This is a genomic window from Flavobacterium frigidarium DSM 17623 (genome assembly GCF_000425505.1).
Lineage (GTDB): Bacteria > Bacteroidota > Bacteroidia > Flavobacteriales > Flavobacteriaceae > Flavobacterium > Flavobacterium frigidarium.
The window spans coordinates 32,528-54,705 of sequence record NZ_AUDO01000009.1 but is presented as its reverse complement, the minus strand read 5'-3'; the positions used below and the strand labels follow the sequence as shown (position 1 = coordinate 54,705).

19 protein-coding genes and 1 tRNA gene are annotated in these 22,178 nt (G+C 34.4%); 12 read left to right on the top strand and 8 right to left on the bottom strand.

The window, feature by feature from the left end; translation table 11 throughout:
• Positions 1-39: 39 nt before the first annotated feature.
• The 4 genes from H603_RS0106435 to H603_RS0106420 form a co-directional block, all read right to left on the bottom strand.
• Complete coding sequence (locus tag H603_RS0106435) at positions 40-1,104, bottom strand: efflux RND transporter periplasmic adaptor subunit (protein ID WP_026707806.1); 1,065 nt, start codon at positions 1,102-1,104, stop codon at positions 40-42.
• Position 1,105: 1 nt separating this feature from the next.
• Positions 1,106-2,446, bottom strand: a complete 1,341-nt coding sequence (locus tag H603_RS0106430; RefSeq protein ID WP_026707805.1) for a TolC family protein — start codon at positions 2,444-2,446, stop codon at positions 1,106-1,108.
• Positions 2,446-3,045, bottom strand: coding sequence for a TetR/AcrR family transcriptional regulator (locus H603_RS0106425; RefSeq protein ID WP_026707804.1), 600 nt, complete (start codon positions 3,043-3,045; stop codon positions 2,446-2,448). Before H603_RS0106425 ends, H603_RS0106430 begins: the two co-directional genes overlap by 1 nt.
• Before the next feature lie 166 nt (positions 3,046-3,211).
• Entirely contained in the window at positions 3,212-3,754 is a 543-nt protein-coding gene (locus H603_RS0106420) for a YceI family protein (protein WP_026707803.1), read from the bottom strand.
• Between the two features lie 159 nt (positions 3,755-3,913).
• Between H603_RS0106420 and H603_RS0106415 the strand changes: the two genes are divergently transcribed.
• Positions 3,914-4,888, top strand: coding sequence for a polyprenyl synthetase family protein (locus H603_RS0106415; protein ID WP_026707802.1), 975 nt, complete (start codon positions 3,914-3,916; stop codon positions 4,886-4,888).
• A 64-nt stretch (positions 4,889-4,952) separates the two neighbouring features.
• On the top strand, positions 4,953-5,303 hold the full coding sequence (locus tag H603_RS0106410; protein ID WP_026707801.1) for a hypothetical protein: 351 nt from the start codon (positions 4,953-4,955) through the stop codon (positions 5,301-5,303).
• Here the strand turns inward: H603_RS0106410 and H603_RS0106405 are convergent, their stop codons facing one another.
• Entirely contained in the window at positions 5,304-5,858 is a 555-nt protein-coding gene (locus H603_RS0106405; RefSeq protein WP_026707800.1) for a hypothetical protein, read from the bottom strand. It lies immediately after the preceding gene.
• A 117-nt stretch (positions 5,859-5,975) separates the two neighbouring features.
• Between H603_RS0106405 and H603_RS0106400 the strand changes: the two genes are divergently transcribed.
• The 3 genes from H603_RS0106400 (at position 5,976) to H603_RS0106390 (ending at position 11,805) form a co-directional block, all read left to right on the top strand.
• Complete coding sequence (locus tag H603_RS0106400) at positions 5,976-8,753, top strand: 2-oxoglutarate dehydrogenase E1 component (protein WP_026707799.1); 2,778 nt, start codon at positions 5,976-5,978, stop codon at positions 8,751-8,753.
• Between the two features lie 82 nt (positions 8,754-8,835).
• Entirely contained in the window at positions 8,836-10,065 is a 1,230-nt protein-coding gene (gene odhB / locus H603_RS0106395; protein WP_026707798.1) for a 2-oxoglutarate dehydrogenase complex dihydrolipoyllysine-residue succinyltransferase, read from the top strand.
• 93 nt (positions 10,066-10,158) lie between these two features.
• Positions 10,159-11,805 (top strand): WG repeat-containing protein, encoded by a 1,647-nt coding sequence (locus tag H603_RS0106390; protein ID WP_026707797.1) that lies wholly within the window; start codon positions 10,159-10,161, stop codon positions 11,803-11,805.
• A 37-nt stretch (positions 11,806-11,842) separates the two neighbouring features.
• Here the strand turns inward: H603_RS0106390 and H603_RS0106385 are convergent, their stop codons facing one another.
• Positions 11,843-12,280, bottom strand: a complete 438-nt coding sequence (locus tag H603_RS0106385) for a retropepsin-like aspartic protease (RefSeq protein WP_026707796.1) — start codon at positions 12,278-12,280, stop codon at positions 11,843-11,845.
• 94 nt (positions 12,281-12,374) lie between these two features.
• On the opposite strand from H603_RS0106385, the gene H603_RS0106380 reads away from it, so the two are divergent.
• From H603_RS0106380 to H603_RS0106370, 3 genes are read left to right on the top strand one after another with little or no spacing between them, the layout of a single operon-like run.
• Positions 12,375-13,142 carry a TatD family hydrolase gene (locus tag H603_RS0106380; protein WP_026707795.1) on the top strand — a complete coding sequence of 256 codons (768 nt, stop codon included), beginning with the start codon at positions 12,375-12,377 and terminating at the stop codon, positions 13,140-13,142.
• Between the two features lie 60 nt (positions 13,143-13,202).
• Positions 13,203-14,345, top strand: a complete 1,143-nt coding sequence (locus H603_RS0106375) for a 1-acyl-sn-glycerol-3-phosphate acyltransferase (protein ID WP_026707794.1) — start codon at positions 13,203-13,205, stop codon at positions 14,343-14,345.
• Entirely contained in the window at positions 14,329-15,360 is a 1,032-nt protein-coding gene (locus H603_RS0106370; RefSeq protein ID WP_026707793.1) for an asparaginase, read from the top strand. The genes H603_RS0106375 and H603_RS0106370 overlap by 17 nt, the downstream gene beginning before the upstream one ends.
• Before the next feature lie 9 nt (positions 15,361-15,369).
• Here H603_RS0106370 and H603_RS0106365 read toward each other — a convergent pair whose 3' ends face one another.
• Positions 15,370-16,605, bottom strand: a complete 1,236-nt coding sequence (locus tag H603_RS0106365) for an MFS transporter (RefSeq protein ID WP_026707792.1) — start codon at positions 16,603-16,605, stop codon at positions 15,370-15,372.
• A 90-nt stretch (positions 16,606-16,695) separates the two neighbouring features.
• Between H603_RS0106365 and H603_RS0106360 the strand changes: the two genes are divergently transcribed.
• From H603_RS0106360 to H603_RS0106350, 3 genes are all read left to right on the top strand, one after another.
• Entirely contained in the window at positions 16,696-17,592 is an 897-nt protein-coding gene (locus H603_RS0106360) for a LysR substrate-binding domain-containing protein (protein ID WP_026707791.1), read from the top strand.
• Between the two features lie 68 nt (positions 17,593-17,660).
• Positions 17,661-17,745, top strand: a tRNA-Ser gene (locus tag H603_RS0106355).
• Between the two features lie 381 nt (positions 17,746-18,126).
• On the top strand, positions 18,127-18,852 hold the full coding sequence (locus H603_RS0106350) for a porin family protein (protein WP_026707790.1): 726 nt from the start codon (positions 18,127-18,129) through the stop codon (positions 18,850-18,852).
• Here the strand turns inward: H603_RS0106350 and H603_RS0106345 are convergent.
• Positions 18,847-19,455 (bottom strand): hypothetical protein, encoded by a 609-nt coding sequence (locus H603_RS0106345; RefSeq protein WP_026707789.1) that lies wholly within the window; start codon positions 19,453-19,455, stop codon positions 18,847-18,849. The two genes, H603_RS0106350 and H603_RS0106345, sit on opposite strands and share 6 nt — an antisense overlap.
• A 249-nt stretch (positions 19,456-19,704) precedes the next feature.
• On the opposite strand from H603_RS0106345, the gene H603_RS0106340 reads away from it, so the two are divergent.
• Positions 19,705-22,149, top strand: a complete 2,445-nt coding sequence (locus H603_RS0106340) for a bifunctional UDP-N-acetylmuramoyl-tripeptide:D-alanyl-D-alanine ligase/alanine racemase (RefSeq protein WP_026707788.1) — start codon at positions 19,705-19,707, stop codon at positions 22,147-22,149.
• The last annotated feature ends 29 nt before the right edge of the window (positions 22,150-22,178 follow it).

The window sequence follows — 22,178 nt, the reverse complement described above, 5'->3', positions numbered from 1 at the left end:
TTAATTTTAAAAAATGCAATAGCTTGCTCGCGATTGAAATTATTTGATAATTTCTACTAAACTTCCATCTTGTAAATTGATTTGACCTGTTGTGATTACAAGTTCCCCATCAGATAAACCATCTACAATTTCTACTTTTTCACCTAAAATTCGTCCTGCAGTGACTTTTTTAAGTTTTGCTTTTCCGTTTTCGACTACAAATACTTGATTGCTACTTACACTACCTACGAAGGCGTTTCTTGGAACAACTTTTAATTCTTGTTTTTGATTTGATTCAAAATTTGCTGAACCGTACATACCGGCTTTAATATTGTTTTCTTTACTGTTTGCAATTTCGATTTCGACCTGAAAGTTCAAGCTCTCATCTGCTTTTGCTGCAATAAAGGTAATTTTACCCGTGAATTTTCTATCTGGGAAAACACTTGCAGTTACATCCACTGAATTCCCCACTTTTAAACTAGCGACTTGAGTTTCGTTTGCAGCTACCCTTAATTTCAAACTAGACACATCCACAATGTCAAACATCGCACTTGCAGGCATTCCTGTTAAGATTGATCCTGGTTCAATATACCTTTTGTTGATAAAACCTCTTATTGGCGCTTTAACGCGGGTATCACCTACATTGATATTGGCTTGTTTTAAATTTGCTCCAGCATTAGTTAACGCTAGTTTAGCTTGATCTAATTGTTGTTTTGTTACCCCACCAGTTTTGAATGCATTTTCATAACGAGCGTAGTCTGCTTGTGCATTATTGTATGTTGCTTTTGCAGTTTGCGCATTCACATCAACTACATCACTACGAACGATTACTAATGTTTGGCCTACAGTTACATAGTCACCTTCATCAACTAAAATACGTACAACTTTTCCAGATTTTTCTGCAGAAAAGGTTAGCTCTTGAGTAGGTTCGAAATTTCCATTGGCAACAAAATCTAACGAAATGTTCTCTGTTTTTACAGCTGTTGTCTTCACTGATACCGAAGCATTTTTTTGTGCTACAATATCCGTTTTAGCTTTGTTTGCTTCTTTGTTGCTAACTAAGATATACCCTATTACCGCAAGAACTGCGACAATTATTAGTGCTATGGTAATTTTCTTTTTCATACTAGTTATTTATAAGTGTTTTAAGTTCTCCTTTTGATTTTATTAATTGTATTTCGGCTAATTTGTAGTCAAGCACTGCAGCAGTATAGTTTTTTTTTGCTTCGGTATTTGCATTTTCTGCATCAAGCACTTCAGTTAAACTAGTTAATCCTTGCACATAATTGTTCTTAGTATTATCAAGAACTTCTTGTGCTAGTTTTACATTACTTTGTTGGTTATTAATAGTAACAATGCTATTTTCTATTTGTGTTTTTGCGTTAGCATAATCTAAATCTAATGAGAGCTTAGTATCTATTAAGTCTTCTTCAAGAGATCTTAAATCAACGTCAGCTTGTCTCACTTTTGAACGGGTGCTAAATCCAGTAAAAATAGGCACATATAGATTAAGTCCTATTGCAGAATAATCAGACCAGTATACTCCTTGAGAAGGTCTAGCGCCTAATGGCATCTCAGGTCCTTGCCCAATATAATTATAGCCTGCAGATAAAGATAGGGTAGGATAGTATGCAGCTAATACCGCTTTCTTTTGAAACTCTAACAACTGCTGCTGTTTTTTCAGTAACAAATATTCGGTTCTATTTGCTGTATTAGGATTTTCTGTGAACGCTTGTGGTGTAACTTCAAATTGTGCTACTGGAATCTCAATTGCTGTTTCTATTGGCATTCCCATATAAAATTTTAATGCGTTCTCTTGCAGTTGTACTGCGTTAAGCACCTGCTGACGTTGGGTTTTTATATTTGAAATTTTAACTAAAGTACGATCAAGATCAATTTTTTTGGCTAAACCATTGTCGTACTGCCCTTGGATGATGTTTTTGACTTTCACTGTATTGTTGTACGTACTATCTAAAACGGTTAAGTTTTGTCTCTTAACGTATACCGAATAGTAGTTGTTTGCAACACGCTCAATAACTTGTTCCTCTGTTAATTGTGCATTGATAATATAAAATTCTCGTGTGGTTTTTGCCGCTTTTAAACCAGTGAAAACTGCTTGGTCAAATAAGTTTTGCGTAAGCGAAACTCCTGCTGTTGAAATCCATTTTTGTCCAAAAGTTGCTTGAATGATTGTCCCCGGTTGTCCAAAACCAGCACCATCAATAACGCTTGTTTGCAAAATTGGGTTGTAGTTCAAGCTTCCCGTAGCAGCAATTTGCGGTAAAGCTCTAGAACGTACCTCTTCAATTTGGTAACCACTATTTTCAATTTTCAGTTGCGCTTTTTTAGCATCTGATTTATTCACTAAGGCGTACTCAATGGCTTGTTTTAGCGTTAGGGTTTTTACTTCTTGTGCTCGGCTGGTAACTGCCATCGTCAAGAATGTAATAAAAAGTAGTTTTCTCATTATATTTCTGGGTTTAGTAAGTGTTTTTCTAGTTCTATTATTCCTTTAGTTGTTGCCATAGCTCTCGTATGATATTCTAATGCTTCAAGCTCTAGTCCTTTTGTTTCTTTATCAGAACTTGTATCACCATTGATGCTAAAAATAAGCATATAGTAAAACTTTACATAACTTGCTACATTGAGATCCTCGCGGTAATGGCCATCTCGTATTCCTTTTAAAATGTTCTTCTCAAAACACATCGAACACTCCTGTATCTCTGTAAGCATTACTTTTTCGTAAATCTCGGGGTAATGTCTTTTTAATTGAAATAGGGGAGATGAGTCAACTATTGAGTGAAACATTTCACTAAATTTATTTCTTATTTTAAAACTCTCCTCAATTGCATTATAATTTTGTTGCACAATAGATTCGATATTTTCATGGACTTCCTTGTGTAGTAGCTTTGTGCTCTCTTCGATTAACAGTTCTTTATTGCAAAAATATTTATATATCGTTTTTTTAGAAATGCACATCTCTCCGGCAATATCGTCCATAGTAATGCTTTTAAAGCCTAGCTTTATAAACATCTCACTTGCTTTTGCTATAATTTTCTCTTTCATTTATTTTTATTCTACAAAGAAACAGCTAATAAGGAGGTCTCGTTGTTAATTTATTACTCAAAAGTTATAAAATTTGCATGTATTGTGCTAATGCGTAGTATTTTACTTTATTTTATTAGGCGATTTTTATAATGCTAGACTTATTTAGCTAGTTAAGTTCATTTGTTTAGATAACAAACTCAAGGTTAGCAGTTAAAGTAATATCTTGTCCAAGCGAAATGCCATTCGTATGATTGTAAGCATTTGCGACTAAATCAAAATCTTTACGTTTAATTAAACCAGATATTTCAAAAATTGCTGTTTTAGTACCGTTTTGAACTGTTATGTTTATTAATTGCGCATCTAGCTCTACAGTTTTAGTAATATTGTTCACGGTAAGGTTTCCTTTTAAAAAGTTAATGTTTGAGCTGATTTTTTGAAAAGAGGTCGATTTAAAAGTAATATTTGGAAACGTATTGCTATCTAAATAATCATTTATATATAGAGGACTGTCAATATTTTTTAAAGTTGACTCCTGATTTTTTACATCTAAATTAAATTCTATACAAGCATCCTCAACCTCATTGTTTTGCATGTCTATCGAACCCTTAAATTTGTTTAGTGATCCTGATATGTAAGCTATTATAGAGTGTCTTGCTTTAATAAGTACATCTGATTGATTGGAATTTAATGACCACTTTGTAGTATTTAATTGTAAAGTTGCTGCCATAATGTAAAGTTTCGATATGTTAATTTTTTGTGCAAATGTAGACAGGAAACTTTAGGAACCAAAATAGTTTCCATTGTTTTTTGTTTATTTTAACATTTAGTTAAGACTGCAAGTTTGTAATGAGATTTGAATGCTGTAAATTAGCCGAAAATTATTTTTATGCATGCTATCAATCAATATCAAGATTTCTTCATTAGCTATTTGAAAGCGCAGTCAATATCTCGCGAACCTAAAAACTTATATGATCCTATAATTTATATTTTAGACTTAGGAGGAAAGAGAATTCGACCTGTTCTGACATTAATGGCTGCAGAAGTTTTTGATGTTAATTATGAAAAGGCTTTGCCAGCTGCAATGGCGGTAGAAGTTTTTCATAATTTCTCATTAGTGCATGATGATATTATGGATGAAGCACCTTTGCGTAGAGGTGAAGTGACAGTCCATGAAAAATGGGATTTAAACACGGGGATTTTGTCTGGTGATGCGATGTTGATCCTAGCATATCAATATTTTGAACAATACGAAGCTCCAGTTTTTATGGAGTTAGCAAAGTTATTTAGCAAAACGGCTCTAGAAGTATGTGAAGGGCAACAGTGGGATGTCGATTTTGAAACTCGCGATGATGTTACCATTGCTGAGTATTTAAAAATGATAGAGTATAAAACAGCAGTCCTTGTTGCAGCAGCCATGAAAATGGGGGCGCTTGTTGCGGGAACTACGACAGAGAATGCTTGTTTAATTTATGAGTTTGGTCTCTATTTAGGTTTGGCTTTTCAATTGCAAGATGATTATCTTGATGCTTTTGGGAATCCTGAAACCTTCGGGAAACAAGTTGGCGGTGATATCATCGAAAACAAAAAAACCTATTTGTACCTTAAAGCAATGGAGTTTTCATCGGATGATGTATCAGATAAGTTGAAAACGTTATTCGCAACCCAACCTACAGATAGTACTGCTAAAATCGAAATAGTAAAAGAGATCTTTAATACCTCTGGAGCTAGTAAAGCGACACAGCAAGCGATGCAAGATTTTACGTTTAAAGCTTTTGAAACTTTAGATCGAATGGATATTAGTAAGGAGAAAAAAGAAATACTGAAAGCTTTTGGTGAAAACCTAATGGGCCGAAAAGTGTAATTTTCTTTTCGAAAATAAATTGCATTACAAGAAATAAAACTGCTGTTTTAAAGATCCAAAATATATGTTTGTAGCCCCTATTAATACAGATTTGTTGCTTGTTGAAGCACAAGAACAATCGCTATATTTAAAATTAATTATCCAAATAAATAAAGATTTCAATCTAGCAAATGAAGGTATTGATTTTCCCATGAGCATTTCTCCTGAGGAACTCAAAATTCAATTGCATGAAAAAATCTACCGCATGATCATGTACAAATTTGCAGAATACCTAAACCTGCTGTACATTATCGACGTTGCAGAGGAAGAGGTTAAAAAACTTGACGGATCTGATCTTGTTGTCCTAGCAGAACAAGTAACTTATTTACTTTTAAAAAGAGAATGGCAAAAAGTGTGGTTTAAAAACAACTATTGATTAAAAATATACTCTTACAAAAGGCATAAATGCACTACTGTAAGCAGCATCATTTTCATTGTACAAAACATTGTAACGACCTCCTATAGTAACATTATTAGTACGGTAACCGGCACCTACAAATAAACCAGTGTTCCAGAAGTTGCGTGTGTTACTGCTGTTGTTAAAATCGTCATCAACGCTCACATTAACACGAAGTTGCTCTAATTCAACTGAAAGTTGGATTTGTTCAATTGGGTTCACTAATGCAATTAGGCTTCCACCATATAGATTAGAAGTGTAAAAATCTTTTTGACTTACATAGCTGTACTGTGCGCCAATACCTAGAGCAACATAGGGATTGAAATTATAAATGGCGCTAGGAGCAATTGAAATATCAGTGTAGCCAGAACCAAAACCTAATCCTAAACCGCCTCCAAATTGCACTTTATCCCAAAAATCACTTTGCGATTGTTTTTTAAACGGTTGTTGTTGTGCAGATAAAGCACTGCATAATACAAGGCTTGCACTAAGTATAATGTATTTAAATTGGCTGAAGAAAGGGTAATTTGTCATAACTATCTAAATTTTTAACATTTTAACACATAAAAGTAACTTAAAATAAATGTAAACTTAGTTGATTATTGTACTTTTGTCAAACTATTTTAACAAAAAGTATATTCAATAAATATTATGGACAGGTTTTCATTTTTAAACGCAGCACATACAGAATTTTTTGCACAATTATACGATCAGTACTTAGAGAACCCAGACAGCGTTGAGCCGAGCTGGAGAGCTTTTTTTCAAGGTTTCGACTTTGGAATGGAAACGTACAATGGTGAAAACCCTGTACAACATATAGTTAACGAAGTAGCCTCAGGCTCAGTTGACTACTCTAAAATTTCTGAAAAACTTCAAAAGGAGTTTGATGTATTAAAATTAGTCGAAGGCTACCGCTCTCGAGGACATTTATTTACTAAAACAAACCCAGTAAGAGATAGAAGGACATTCGAACCTAATCTTGATATTACAAATTTTGGACTTACATCAGCAGATTTAAATACTGTTTTTGATGCAGCCAAAATCATCGGTATAGCACCCACAACATTAAGCGATATCATTAAACACTTAGATACAACATACTGTCAACACATTGGTGTAGAGTATATGTACATCAGGAAACCTGAGATTGTTAAATGGATTCAAAACAAAGTAGGAGTAAACGATAATCAACCTAACTTTTCACCTGAAGAGAAAAAAACGATTCTTGATAAGTTAAACCAGGCAGTTTCTTTTGAGAATTTCTTGCATACTAAGTATGTAGGACAAAAACGTTTTTCATTAGAAGGAGGAGAGTCTATCATTCCAGCACTTGATTCATTAATTGAAAAAGCAGCTGAGCGTGGTGTAGAACAATTTGTAATGGGAATGGCTCACCGTGGTCGTTTGAATGTTTTGGCTAATATTTTTGGTAAATCAACTCAAGATATCTTTGGGGAGTTTGACGGAAAAGATTACGATCAAGAATATTTTGACGGTGATGTAAAGTACCATTTAGGTCTCACTGCTGATAAAATTACAAGTACAGGTAAAAAAATCAATATCAATCTTGCGCCTAACCCTTCTCACCTTGAAACAGTAGGTGCAGTAATTGAGGGAATTACTAGAGCAAAACAAGATAAATATTTCCCAAATGATTTTTCTAAGGTATTGCCAATCGCTGTTCACGGTGATGCTGCAATTGCAGGGCAAGGATTGCTTTATGAAATTATCCAGATGGCACAACTCGACGGATACAAAACGGGAGGAACAATTCATATTGTAATTAATAACCAAGTTGGTTTTACAACAAACTACCTTGATGCTCGTTCGTCAACGTATTGTACAGATGTTGCCAAAGTTACTTTGTCTCCAGTATTACACGTTAATGCTGATGATCCTGAAGCAGTTGTTCACGCAATCGATTTTGCTTTAGATTTCAGAATGCAGTTTGGTCGTGATGTATTTATTGACTTATTAGGATATAGAAAATACGGTCACAATGAAGGTGATGAGCCTCGTTTTACACAACCAGTTTTATATAAAATAATTGCAAAGCACAAGAATCCAAGAGATCTTTATGCTGAAAAATTATTATCAGAGGGTGTTATAGATGCTACTTTTGTAAACGGACTTGAAAAAGAGTACAAAGCAAAAATGGAAGTAAATCTTGAAGCTTCTCGTAAAAAAGATTTAACAGTGATCACGCCGTTCATGAAAAATGAGTGGTTAGGATTTGAGCAGGTTTCTAATAAAATTATGCTTGAAGATGTAGATACATCATATTCAAGAGAAGGACTTACTGAAGTTGCTAATGCTGTTTGCAATTTACCTTCAGATAAAAAATTCATCAATAAAATTCAAAAGCTAATCAACGATAGAAAAACAATGTTTTTCGAAACGAATAAATTAGACTGGGGAATGGCTGAGCACTTAGCTTACGGTTCTTTATTGCAAGAAGGCTTTGATGTACGTATTTCAGGGCAAGACGTTGAGCGTGGTACATTCTCACACCGTCATGCAGTTGTAAAAGTAGAAGACTCTGAAGAGGAAGTTGTACTTATTAACAATCTTGAAGGTAAAAAAGGAAATTTCAATATATACAATTCACTTTTATCTGAGTATGGAGTGCTAGGTTTTGATTATGGATATGCATTAGCAAACCCAAATACATTAACGATCTGGGAAGCACAATTTGGAGATTTCTCTAACGGTGCACAAATCATGATTGACCAGTACATCTCTTGTGGAGAAGACAAATGGAACAGTCAAAATGGTATTGTTTTACTATTGCCACACGGATATGAAGGACAAGGAGCAGAGCATTCATCGGCTAGAATGGAACGTTACTTACAACTTTGTGCAAGACACAATATGTTTGTTGCTGACTGTACAACACCAGCTAACTTCTTCCACTTGTTGAGAAGACAAATGAAAACAAAATTCCGTAAACCGTTAATCGTGTTTACACCTAAGAGTTTGTTGCGTGATCCTAGATGTGTATCAACAATTGAAGAGTTTGAAAACGGAAGTTTCCAAGAAACAATAGACGATACTACTGTAAACAAAGCTGATGTAAAAACATTAGTTTTCTGTACAGGAAAATTCTACTATGATATCATTGCTGAGAGAGAGAACAACGGCCGTAATGATGTTGCAGTTGTAAGAATCGAACAGTTATTCCCACTTCCAGTTGAGGAGATGAAAGCAATTATTGAACTTTATCCAAATGCTGATGATTATGTTTGGGCTCAAGAAGAACCAAAAAACATGGGAGCGTATAGCTTTATGTTAATGAACTTCAACTTGGTAAAATGGAGATTAGCTTCATTAAAAGCCTACTCAGCGCCAGCATCAGGAAGTTATACAAGAGCAAAACGCCGACATGCAGATGCTATTAAAATGGTATTCGATAAAGATTTATTTAGATAAAAATTAGTTTAAAGTTTAAGGTTTAAAGTGACATTAAATGCGCTTTGAACTTTAAACAATTCAAACCTTAAACAAAAAAAAGATGATTTTAGAAATGAAAGTCCCATCACCAGGGGAATCTATAAAAGAAGTTGAAATTGCAACATGGTTAGTACAAGACGGAGATTATGTTGAAAAAGACCAAGCAATTGCTGAAGTAGATTCAGATAAAGCGACCCTTGAATTACCAGCAGAAGCAAGCGGAATTATCACTTTAAAAGCAGAAGAAGGTGACGCAGTAGCAGTAGGGGCAGTAGTTTGTCATATTGATACAGCAGCAGCAAAACCAGAAGGTTCAGCAGCTGCGGCACCTGCAGCAGCAGCTCCAGCTGCCGAAGCACCAAAAGCAGCTCCTGCTCCAGTAGCAGCGGCTCCAGCTCCAACAGCAACTTATGCTACAGGAACACCATCTCCAGCAGCAAGAAAAATATTAGACGAAAAAAATATCGCTCCAGCAGCTGTAACAGGAACTGGTAAAGACGGTAGAATTACTAAAGATGATGCTGTAAATGCAGTACCATCAATGGGAACTCCTACAGGTGGAAGCCGTGGTCAAGAGCGTACAAAATTATCAATGTTGCGTCGTAAAGTAGCTGAACGCTTAGTTGCAGCCAAAAACGAAACGGCTATGTTAACTACTTTCAACGAAGTAAACATGACGCCTATCAACACAATTCGTAATCAGTATAAAGATGAATTCAAAGCAAAACATGGTGGTGTAGGTCTTGGATACATGTCTTTCTTTACTAAAGCGGTTACTAGAGCATTAAAATTATATCCAGATGTTAACTCTATGATGGATGGTGATTATAAAATTGCTTACGATTTTTGTGATATCTCTATCGCAGTATCAGGTCCAAAAGGCTTAATGGTTCCTGTTGTTCGTAATGCAGAAAATTTAACTTTCCGTGGTGTTGAGGCTGATATCAAAAGGTTAGCAATTAGAGCACGTGATGGTCAAATTACTGTTGATGATATGACTGGTGGAACTTTTACAATCACTAATGGTGGTGTATTTGGTTCTATGCTATCTACTCCTATTATCAATCCACCACAATCAGGAATCTTAGGTATGCACAATATTATTGAGCGTCCTATTGCTGTAAACGGTAAAGTAGAAATTCACCCTATGATGTACGTAGCACTTTCTTATGACCATAGAATCATTGATGGTAAAGAATCTGTAGGTTTCTTAGTTGCTGTTAAAGAAGCGCTAGAAAATCCAATGGAGTTGCTTTTAGACAACAATCCTAAGAAAGCTTTTGAACTATAGTAGTTTATCCTTATATTGCAAAAACTAAAAAAACCTTAAACATTCATTTGTTTAAGGTTTTTTTAGTTTTATTATTCATCAAAACCTAATTAAATGATAGACTTAAAAAATTGTATTAAAGTTTTAACCCTTGCCATTTTGTTGACTAACGCAAACTTTGCATTCGCTCAAAAGAAGAAAAAGGATAAAAAAGAAGCAACAATTAAAGAAACAATACGTGTAGATGATGACGAAGTTTATGAAGTAATGGAGGCTGAGGAGGTTGTTAATGTTTCTGATTCATACAATAGGCTTTCAAGTGATAAAATAAATGAGGATACTAAATGGGTTTATAGTAAGTACAGATCAAGTGATAGAAAATACGGAATTTCGAAGCGCGGTAAGATGATTTTACCCATGCTTTTTTCTAGACAAATCTATAACAAAGTGAGTGGAGATAATGCTTTTTGTATGGGAATTGGAGCTAACTATGGGCTCTACAATATTGATAAGGAAATTTGGGAGATTCCAATGATGTATGCTACTTTAAAACATCTTGGCAACGATATTTTTTTGGCAAGAGCCAAATCAGGGTATTACGGACTTTTAAATAGAAGCAATGAGGTATTGATTCCGTTTGAGTGGGGTGAAATCTCCCGTTTTGAAGGTATAGATAATTACTATCTAATACGTGATAAAAAGAATTCGCTTAAAGGAGTTTATAGCTTATTACGCGATCAATTTGTGATTTCTTGTGAATATAAAAGTTTCAGTAAGATTAGAAATGACAACTTGTATAAAGTAAACAATCACAAGGGGTATAACTTGATTACAATTGACAATAAAGCGGTTCTTAAAGATTGGTATCAAGAACTGCATACAATTAGAGATAGTAAAAACTTCATCGTCAAGCTAAATGATAAAATGGGTATCATAGATGAGAACGAAAATATAATCGTTCCTATCGAATATCAAAACATTAGAGTTTCTAGGTATAATGACGGTTCTTATTTAGCAATTAATAAAGACGGAAAGTACGGTTGTATTACAGCAAATGGGGAGATTTCGTTACCCTTTGAATATGATTTTATAAACACTTCGTACTCTAATAGCTTAACAACTAGGAAAGGCGATAAATGTGGAATGATACAAGTAAATAATGGAAGCCCACACGAAATTGTAACTTGTGAATACGATGCAATTATCGTTGATAAAGAATCGCTGATCGTCAAGAAGAAGGATAAGTTTGGAATATTGGATTCATATGGAAAATTAATTGCGCCATGTGAATATGAGTCTATTGAAAAAGTACTGTTTAAAAACTATTCTAGCAATTATATATACCTAGCTAAAAAAGATAATAAATACACAATACTAGATAAAGGTTCTCGCGAGATAACAGCAAAAGGCTATGATTTAATTACACCTATCGTTTCGTTAGATGTTAGAAATTCGTACTACAACACAGTTAGAAAATGTAATTTCTTGCTGTTTAAAGACAAAGCAAAATTAGGGGTGCTAGATATGTTAGGAAAAGAAGTTTTAGAAACAAAATACGATGACATTACGGGTGAATTCAATAACATGATCATCGTAAAAAATAAAAATAAAGTAGGTATTTATAATTTACTTACTAAAAGAGAAACAACAGCCTGCATCTATGATCAAATTATCATTGATAAAACCGGTAATTACGGTACAATAGGCACTGCAATCTACAAACTCAATTTGGCTGACAATACTAAATCTATTAAAATGTAATTTTGTTGCAATTGCAATATAAGAAGGCAATTATTGTTTACTGCAAATACAAATAGTTGTTGCAATAATCAATAATTGCTTTTCCTTTTAGTAAAACATCTGCTCCTATAATTCCTTGAACCGCCTTAGCTTTATGTGCTAGCAAAGCTTCGTTTACATGAGATAAATCAAATATTACCAATTCAATATTTTGGTTTTTCCAATAACCCAATTGCAAATTAAAGTCAGATGCAGATTGCGTGGTCATACCTGTGGCCCCTGCTCCAGATGCTTTTGTTTTTGAGTCCTTGGCGTTAAGCTGAAATAGCGCTACACTTTCAAAACCAATACAGCTGTTCGATGCTCCAGTGTCTAAAATGAATTTTCCTTTAACACCATTAATCTTAGCTGTAATAAGTAAATGCTGCGTTTTAGTGATTGTAAATCGTACTTTTTTATAGTTTTCTTTTTTCAAAACTTCGTGTAAATCTTTCATAAGGAAATAGTGATTCTCAAATATAACCTAAATTAGCAACAATTAAAACAAAGAGTAATTCAAAATACTAACTTTGCATTTTCAAATAAATACTATGATAATTACAGATACGCACACCCATTTATATTCAGATGAATTTGATCAAGATCGTGACGAAATGATACAACGTGCGATAAAAGCAGGTGTTTCTCGATTTTTTATTCCAGCAATTGACTCTCAAACTACAGAAGCCATGTATGCGCTAGAAGCAAGTTATCCTGATGCTGTTTACTTGATGGCGGGCTTGCATCCTACATATGTTAAAGAAGATTATCAAGTGCAGCTAGCTCATGTTGAAAAACAATTGAGCGAGCGAAAATTTTATGCTGTAGGTGAAATAGGAATCGATTTGTACTGGGATAAAACACATTTGCCACAGCAGCAGGATGCCTTTAGAAAACAGATTCAATTAGCAAAACAACACAAATTGCCTATTGTTATTCATTGTAGAGAGGCATTTGACGAGGTATTTGAAATTCTTGAAGAACAAAAAGGACCTGATTTATTTGGTGTTTTTCACTGTTTCACGGGAACTCATGAGCAAGCTTTACAAGCGATCTCTTATAATATGAAGTTGGGGATAGGCGGCGTTGTAACCTTTAAAAACGGAAAAATAGATCAGTTTTTAGACCAAATCGCAATAGAACATATTGTGTTAGAGACTGATGCGCCTTATCTTGCTCCCGTGCCTTTTAGAGGGAAACGAAACGAAAGTAGTTATCTTAGCAATATTATTGAAAAACTTGCAGTTATTTATAAAATATCAGAAGAGGAGATAGCGGAAATCACTACGCAAAATTCCAAAGTAATTTTTGGTATTTAAATATAGAATTCATTATAAATTGATATTTTTTTTGTTCATTTGCCACCTAAAATAACCAAAATGCAAAAATTTGACGCTATTAGGCCATTTTATGATTCTGAGATCAATCAGGCCATTACAAGTGTAATAAATCATCCCATGATGAAGGCGATGATGGGCTTTACATTTCCTGATACCGATGATGAGGTTTGGAAGGAGCAGTTAAGAAAAACACACTCTATACGTGATTTTCAATGTAATTTTATTTACTATACTATTCAAAAAGTTTTAGAGAAAAGCTCTGAAGGTTTAACCACTTCAGGTTTCGAAAAATTAGAAAAAAGTGAGGCCTATTTATTTGTTTCTAACCATAGAGATATCGTTTTAGACACTACATTATTAAATGTGTGCTTGTTCGAAAAAGGGTTAGTTATGACAGCTTCTGCAATTGGAGACAATCTTGTTAAAAAGGATTTCTTGAATACATTGGCTAAGATGAATAGAAATTTCTTAGTTCAAAGAGGATTGACACCACGTGAAATGTTGTCTAGCTCTAAGTTACTATCAGAATATATAGGGCATTTAATTCAGCATGAAACGAGATCAGTTTGGATTGCACAACGTGAGGGCCGCACAAAAGATGGTGACGATGCAACCAATCCTGGTGTTTTAAAAATGCTTGCGATGGGATCTGATGAAGCAAACTTAATGGATTACTTCAAGAAAATTAAAGTAGTTCCTGTTTCTATTTCGTATGAATACGATCCTACAGATGTTTTGAAAATTCCGCAGTTAATGGCAGAATCTAAGAACGAAATATACATCAAGGAGAAAAATGAAGATTTCATGACGCTACTAAGTGGAATCTTAGGTCAGAAAAAGAAGATTCACATTCATGTAGGTGATGTTTTAGATACTGAACTAGATGCTATAAAAAGCGAATTTGACAATACAAACAAGCAGATACAAGCATTAGCACAAGAGATCGACCATTCGATTCTAAAGAACTATAAGCTATGGCCAACAAATTATATCGCTTATGATATTGTAACCAAGACAAATGAATTTGCACATTTGTATACAGAAAATGAGAAATCACTTTTTGAACGAAGACTTGAAATGCGTATTGATGGGGAGAATCCTGTAGCTTTACAAGGAATATTAGACATGTATGCTAATCCAGTTTTCAACAAATTGAAATATAAAGATGAGTCAGAAAGCTAAAATTTTATTGATTTATACCGGAGGAACGATTGGAATGAGTAAAGATTTTGAAACAGGTGCGTTAAAAGCATTCAATTTCAATAAGCTGTTGCAAAAGATCCCCGAACTAAAACAATTAGATTGCGCGATTGAAACCTATTCTTTTGATGAGCCTATCGATTCTTCTAATATGAATCCGGCGCAGTGGTGCAATATTGCCACTGTTATAGAGGATAATTATGAACAATTTGATGGTTTTGTTGTGCTTCATGGTTCTGATACCATGTCGTACTCTGCGTCTGCATTAAGCTTCATGCTTGAAAATTTAGCTAAGCCTGTGATTTTTACAGGATCGCAATTGCCTATTGGGGATTTGCGTACCGATGCTAAAGAGAATTTAATTACTGCGATTCAAATTGCTTCTTTAATTACTGATGGAAAACCAGTCATTACTGAAGTATGCTTATATTTTGAATATAAATTGTACCGTGGTAACCGTACTACAAAAATAAACGCTGAACACTTTAGAGCCTTTACTTCGCCTAACTATCCTGAGCTAGTAGAATCAGGCGTGCATTTAAAACTGAATTCCGAATTATTTTTGGCTCCTAATACTACTGGAAGTTTAAAAGTGCATACCACAATGGATACTAATGTGGCTATTATAAAAATGTTTCCTGGAATGAGCGAAGCCGTTTTATCAGCGATTTTAGCCATTAAAGATTTAAAAGGGATCGTTCTCGAAACTTACGGCTCGGGTAATGCACCCACAGAGGATTGGTTTCTAGATCTCATTAAGAAAGCTATTTTAGACGGACTACACATTATCAATGTAACCCAATGTTCAGGTGGAAGCGTCAATATGGGACAGTATGAAACTAGTACAGTCTTGAAGGAAATAGGAGTGATTTCAGGCAGGGATATTACTACTGAGGCCGCTATAACTAAGTTAATGTATCTTCTGGGTCATAATATTAATCCTAAGGAGTTTCAAAGTATTTTTGAGCGATCACTGCGTGGTGAAATAGCACTTTAATTTATTAGGTTACTTAACTTTATACACTAAAGGGCAAGACAACGCCAGTTGAGATTTTCTGTGTTTTTCATAGTAAACATAAACGGCTACCGAGATTAAACATATCAAACCTTGAAATGCCACAGTACTTCTTGTACCAATGATGTGTGACAAATATCCTATAATTAAACTCCCTACGGGAATCATTCCTTGATAAGCCATCATGTAATAGCTAATACTTTTTGATCTCATTTGAGAGCTGCTTTGCGTTTGAATATAAATGTTTATCGAAGACGTTTGTCCCATCATTCCAATTCCGCTTGCAGTCATACAAATTAGCGTTAGAAATAAATTGGTTGATAGTGCTAAAATGAAAATACTTGTTCCCAATAAAATACTGGCAGCTACCATAATTTTATTAATGTTTGCAGTAGATTTCAGGTTGGCCAAATAGATAGCCGACACAATCGAACCTATTCCTGCTGCGCTTTCAAACCAACTAAACGTTTGCGCATTTCCATTAAAAATATCCTTGGCAAAAACAGGCATTAGGGTATTGAATGATATTACAAATAAACTGCTGCAAGTAAGCATCAATAACATTCGAGCCATATCACCTTCTTTTTTAACATAATTCAACCCAGCAACCAAATCATCAATCATTTTAATTTTATGAAGTGATTTAGGTGCTTTTTCGATGCGCATTAATGATAGCGAAATCAAAACTGGAATATAACTCAGGAAATTACCAATAAAGCAAATGTCTTCTCCATATTGATGTAAAATTATCCCAGCTAAAGCGGGTCCAGAAATTCTGGCAAAATTAGTTAAGGTTGAATTTAGCGCCACAGCATTAGGTAAATCTTTTGGATCGTCGACGATATCCACCATCATAGTTTGACGACAAGTCATGTCAAAAGCATTTATTAAACCTTGAATCAGGCTTAAAGCCAAAATAAATGTGATATTGTATATTTTTAAATAGATTAAGACGGCCATAGCACCAGCTTGTAGCATCGCTAAGGATTGCAGTACAATCATTGATCGGTGTCTATCGTAGCGCCCGATGATACTTCCTGCGATGGGTGCAAGAAATAAAGACGGAATCATGCTTAGAAAAGTAGCCAGTCCTAATAAAAATACCGAGCCGGTAATGCTATACACCATCCAACTAACTGCAGTTTTTTGCAACCAGGTACCAATCACAGAGACTGATTGCCCGTAGAAAAACAATTTAAAATTTCGAGATTGAAGTGCTTTAAACATAACTGATTTTATTTACTACAAATTTCGTCATTTTGAAATCATTAGAAAAATTAATAATTTTACTGATAATGATTAGTAATACTTATTAAAATGGAAATTCAGCAATTGCATTATTTTATTACAGCCTCGAGAGTGCTGCATTTTACAAAAGCGGCTGAGCTTTGTTTTGTCACTCAGTCAGCATTATCGCAACAAATTAAAAAATTAGAAGAAGAGTTGGGGATGCCCTTGTTTTTAAGAAATGCTAAGAAAATCCAATTAACAGAGGCAGGTACGGTATTTTTAAAACATGCCAAGCAAATACTCAATGATGTACAATCAGGTCAGCAGGCAATTGATGATTTAAATGCTATGATAGGGGGAGAATTACGAATAGGCGTGACTTATATCTTTGGGGTTTTGGTGCTGCCAGTGGTGCAAACCTTTGCTAAAAAATACCCACAGCTACGTATTATTGTTGAATATGGCGCTACTGAACCGCTGGAGCAAAAATTATTGAATAACGAACTCGACTTGGTTTTAGTTATTTCTGCAAATCAAATTAACCCTGCTATTAAATCGATAGCTTTATTTGACTCAGAGTTGGTTATGGCTGTAGCCAAATCAAATCCTTTGGCCAAGTTAGCCAAGATTCCTTTTCGTGATTTAGAAAACATTCCATTGATTCTACCTTCACAGGGTTTTAATTCACGAGAGTTTCTAGACAAACTATTCGAAAAAAACAATATGCATCCTACAATTCCTATTGAGTTAAATGCTATACACCCGTTATTACAAATAATAGAAAATAGTGATTGGGCTACCGTTGTTACAGCAATGGCTTTAAAAGGGTGGGATAATTTAAAAGCAGTAAAGTTAGATGGCGTTGAGACAGCTAGAAGTTCGTTCATACTAACCTTAAATAATGATTACCAAAAAAAAGCAGTGAGTTTGTTTATTACAGCTTTCAAAAAAATCCTTTTACACAATGGAAATATAGAAAAGTGAAGCTGTCAAAATTTACTTAATATTTATTGCTAAAGCTCATTTTTTTAGTGTTATTTGCAAACCAAATTAGAGAGGTGGCCGAGTGGCTGAAGGCGCACGCTTGGAAAGCGTGTATATGGCAACATATCGAGGGTTCGAATCCCTTTCTCTCTGCAAAGAAATAATGCTTCCTGAAAGGGGAGCATTTTTTGTTTTAAAGCGTGTCAAACTTTTTAGTTTGGTTAAGCTATAAAACAAAAAAGGCTAAGGCATGCAATGCCAAGCATTGTTTCTTTGTGAGACGCCCCCTCTGGGATCAACGGAGTTAATCCTTTTAGAAAAAGTCAAACTTTTTAGTTTGGCTAAGCTATAAAACAAAAAAGGCTAAGGCATGCAATGCCACGAGTAAACTAAGTCATGCTTCCCTTCGCTATTGGTGAATTCTTAAAAATTTCTCATTACAAACAATGTCGCCGTATCATTTAGCGTTATTAAACGTATCAAAAAACATATATTTGTATAGCGATAATGTTTACTTCACAACCAGATACACTCATGCGATTGATTATAACTAGAAATACTCTCCAAAAGTTAATTGTACTTAGCTTTTTTGCTTTAACAAATTGGCATTCTTACGCTCAGGATATCGAAGAAGAGGAAAAAATCGAACTGATTCGTATCGATTCATTATACCGCGAAGATCAGTTTTTTTTTGCATTCACTTACAACACCTTGCAACAAAAACCAACAGATTTATCTCAAAATAAGTTCTCTACGGGTTTTTCGGGTGGGTTTTTACGCGATATGCCTATCAATAAAGATCGCACTATCGCTATCGCAACGGGGTTGGGAATCACCTATAATAACTACATTCAAAATTTAGCCATTACAGGCGATAGTAATAATCCAGTATATACAGTAAATACGGGAGATTACAGCACTAACAAATTCTCGCAATTATTAATAGATGTTCCAGTCGAATTTAGATGGCGAACATCAACCTATGAAAGCCATAAGTTTTGGCGAATCTACGGAGGGGTAAAGTTCAGCTATTTATTGCACGATAGGTCTGTTTTTACAGATGATACTACAAATGCAATCATAAAAGGAAATAAAGATTTTAATAAATTTTTATATGGTATCTACGCTTCCGCAGGGTACAATACAGTCAACGTTTATGTGTATTACGGTTTAAATTCCATGTTTAAAACGGCATCCATTGCAGATAAAAGTATTGATATGAAAGCCCTTAATGTAGGTTTGATTTTTTATATCCTATAACCACAAGTACAGCAGTAACATCTGGGGTAGGGCACCTATCAAGCTCCCTAAAATTAACTGACGTTCGCTATGGTCTCCTAGTGCCAATCTTGAAGAAGCAATAATTCCATTCATAAGCACTAACAATGCTATGGCTATCGTATATGAAATTTGATCATGTAGATTTAAACCAATCACAAATATGGTCAGACCGCTAATGCCTATCATGTGCAAACTAACTCTTCGTTTAAAAAAGGCGAGTATTAAAGCTATAAGTGTACTAGTTAGCGCACCTAGCATAAAAAAATGTAACTCAGCATAGCGTTCGATAGTAATGGTTTTTTTTAATATCAAGATGAGTAAAAAGCAATGAATTACTAAGGGAATTTTCCGCTCTGATGCAGTAGGCACTTTATAAGAGCTAATCATTTTGGTCGACTTTAACACAAAGAAAAATAACATAGGGACCAAAACTGTTATGATGGCAACTTGAGATACAATGAAAATTTTTTCGTTATTGATAAAGCTGGAATTATTCGAAAAAAGGTAGAACAGTGTCGCGTATAGCGATATGAAAATGGGATGAAAAATGTAGGATACAGCAGGTAGTATTTTTTTAAGCATCGTGAATAGTGTCTTGTTGTAACAAATATACTAAAATTAAGAACTAATCTTTTTCATCTAGTTAACACATTTTCTCAAGCCACAGCACTTTTGCAATAGCGAGAACGATAACGACATTAGCGTCCATTTTCTAATATATCGTATCTTTGAAACAATATTTATCAAGAGAGAGTTAGTAATCTTCGTGATTAAGATAAGTATGTTGCAAGGTCACGATAAGCTGTATTTTGATAATTAATCGAATTTAAAATGAGTATAAGTTTAAAAAAAATAGTTGCTGTTTTAAACGCCAAATGGTTGGGATTAAAAGCAGAAAACGAAATTGAAAATATATCTATAGACAGTAGATCACTGCAAAATAGCCCTTCGACATTGTTTTTTGCGATCGTAGGAGTCAATAATGACGCACACAATTACATTGAGGACTTAATGAGTATAGGTGTTCAAAATTTTGTTGTACAATATGTTCCAGCGGGACTTGAGGATAAAGCTAATTTTTTGGTGGTTGATAATAGCATTAAAGCGCTTCAGGATTTTGCAGTTTTTTATCGAAATAAATTCCAATTTCCTGTAATAGGATTAACGGGAAGCAATGGTAAAACAATCGTAAAAGAATGGTTGAACTTTTTACTAAGTCCTGATTTTAATGTCATTAGAAGCCCAAAAAGTTACAACTCTCAAGTAGGAGTGCCTTTGTCTATTGTTGCTATAAATGAAAAACACAATTTAGGGATTTTTGAAGCAGGTATTTCAACAGTTTCTGAAATGCAAAATCTCGAAAAAGTAATCCAACCCACAATAGGAGTGCTTACAAATATTGGTTCGTCCCACGATGAAGGGTTCGAAAATATTGAATATAAAATCAAGGAGAAACTCATACTATTTAATCATGCTGAGGTTTTAATCTATCAAAAAGATGCAGCAGTAGATCGTTTTATTAACCCAAGGAATAAAACATTTTCTTGGAGTTTTAATGATGAAACTGCGACTGTATTGGTTTTCAAGAAAGAAATAGTAAACCAGCATACTGTAATTCACTATGCTCATGACGGTAAAGAAGCGCAATTTGAAATTCCTTTTTTAGATAAGGCCTCTATCGAAAATGCCATTTCTTGCCTGATGGTTTTATTGTATTTGAACTATGAAAGTGCAGTTATTCAAGCGAGAATGCTATTGCTTTTTCCAGTCGAAATGCGATTGAAAGTAAAAAACGGGATCAACAATTGCACCTTGGTGGATGATAGTTACAGTTCTGATTTTCAGTCTTTAAAAATAGCTTTGGATTTTCTCGAAAGTCAGAAGCAGTTCCAAAGTAAAACAGTTATTCTCTCAGATATTTTTCAAAGCGGATTAGTTAATGAAGAATTGTATGATAGGGTCGCCAAATTAATTATATCGAATAACATTAATCGTGTAATTGGAATTGGAGATACTATAAGTGCTTTTAAAGAAAAATTCAATAATTGCATTACTTACAACAATACCGCAGAATTCATTGCTGATTTTGAGCATATCGATTTCTCAAATGAAACTATCCTAGTAAAAGGAGCGCGCTCTTTTCAGTTTGAAGAAATAGTTGCCTTACTAGAGGAGAAAACGCATGAAACGGTTTTAGAAATTAACTTGAACGCCATAAGTTACAATCTTAATTTTTTTAAATCGAAATTAAAACCAGAGGTCAAAATCATGGTGATGGTAAAGGCGTTTGGTTATGGAAATGGCGGACTCGAAATTGCCAATTTACTAGAACATCACAATGTTGACTACCTAGGTGTGGCTTTTGCCGATGAAGGAATTTCGTTAAAAAATGGCGGAATTAAAACACCAATCATGGTACTTAATCCTGAAAACACGAGTTTTGGGGCCATTATTCAGCATCAGTTAGAACCTGAAATTTATTGTTTAAAAGGATTACACGCATTTTTGAAAATAGCAAAACAGAAAAAACTACAAGCATTTCCTATCCATATAAAAATAGATACAGGAATGCACCGCTTGGGTTTTGAAACAAATACATTAGCTGAACTTATTTCAACATTAAAAGACAATGATACAGTAAAAGTAAAGAGTATTTTATCACATTTGGCTACTAGTGACGATCCTTTACAGCGTGATTTTACCCTGAAACAAATTAATTTATTTGAAGAATTGTCTTCTAAGATTATTCGAGAATTAGGGATAAATCCTATCCGTCATATATTGAACACTTCTGGAATAAGTAATTTTCCAGATAGTCAATATAATATGGTGCGTTTGGGAATAGGTTTGTACGGTGTTTCTAATGATCCTAAAGAACAAAAGTATTTAGAAACCGTGGGTACTTTAAAGTCGGTTATTTCGCAAGTTAGAGTGATTGATGCAGGCGAAAGTGTAGGTTACGGGCGAAAGTTTGTTGCAAAGAGAATCACAAAGGTTGCAACAATCCCTGTAGGATACGCTGACGGAATCTCGAGAGGCTTGGGAAACGGAGTAGGCTACATCAATGTAAATGATCAAAAAGCAAAAATATTGGGGAACGTTTGTATGGATATGATCATGGTAGATGTCACTGATATTGAATGCACCGAAGGAGAATCAGTTATCATTTTTGGTGAAAAACCTTCTGTTTCATCCATCGCAAAAAAATTAAATACCATACCATATGAGATCTTAACCAGCATTTCGCAAAGGGTAAAACGTGTTTTTTATCGATAAAATTGGATAAAGGTCGATTTTATAAATTA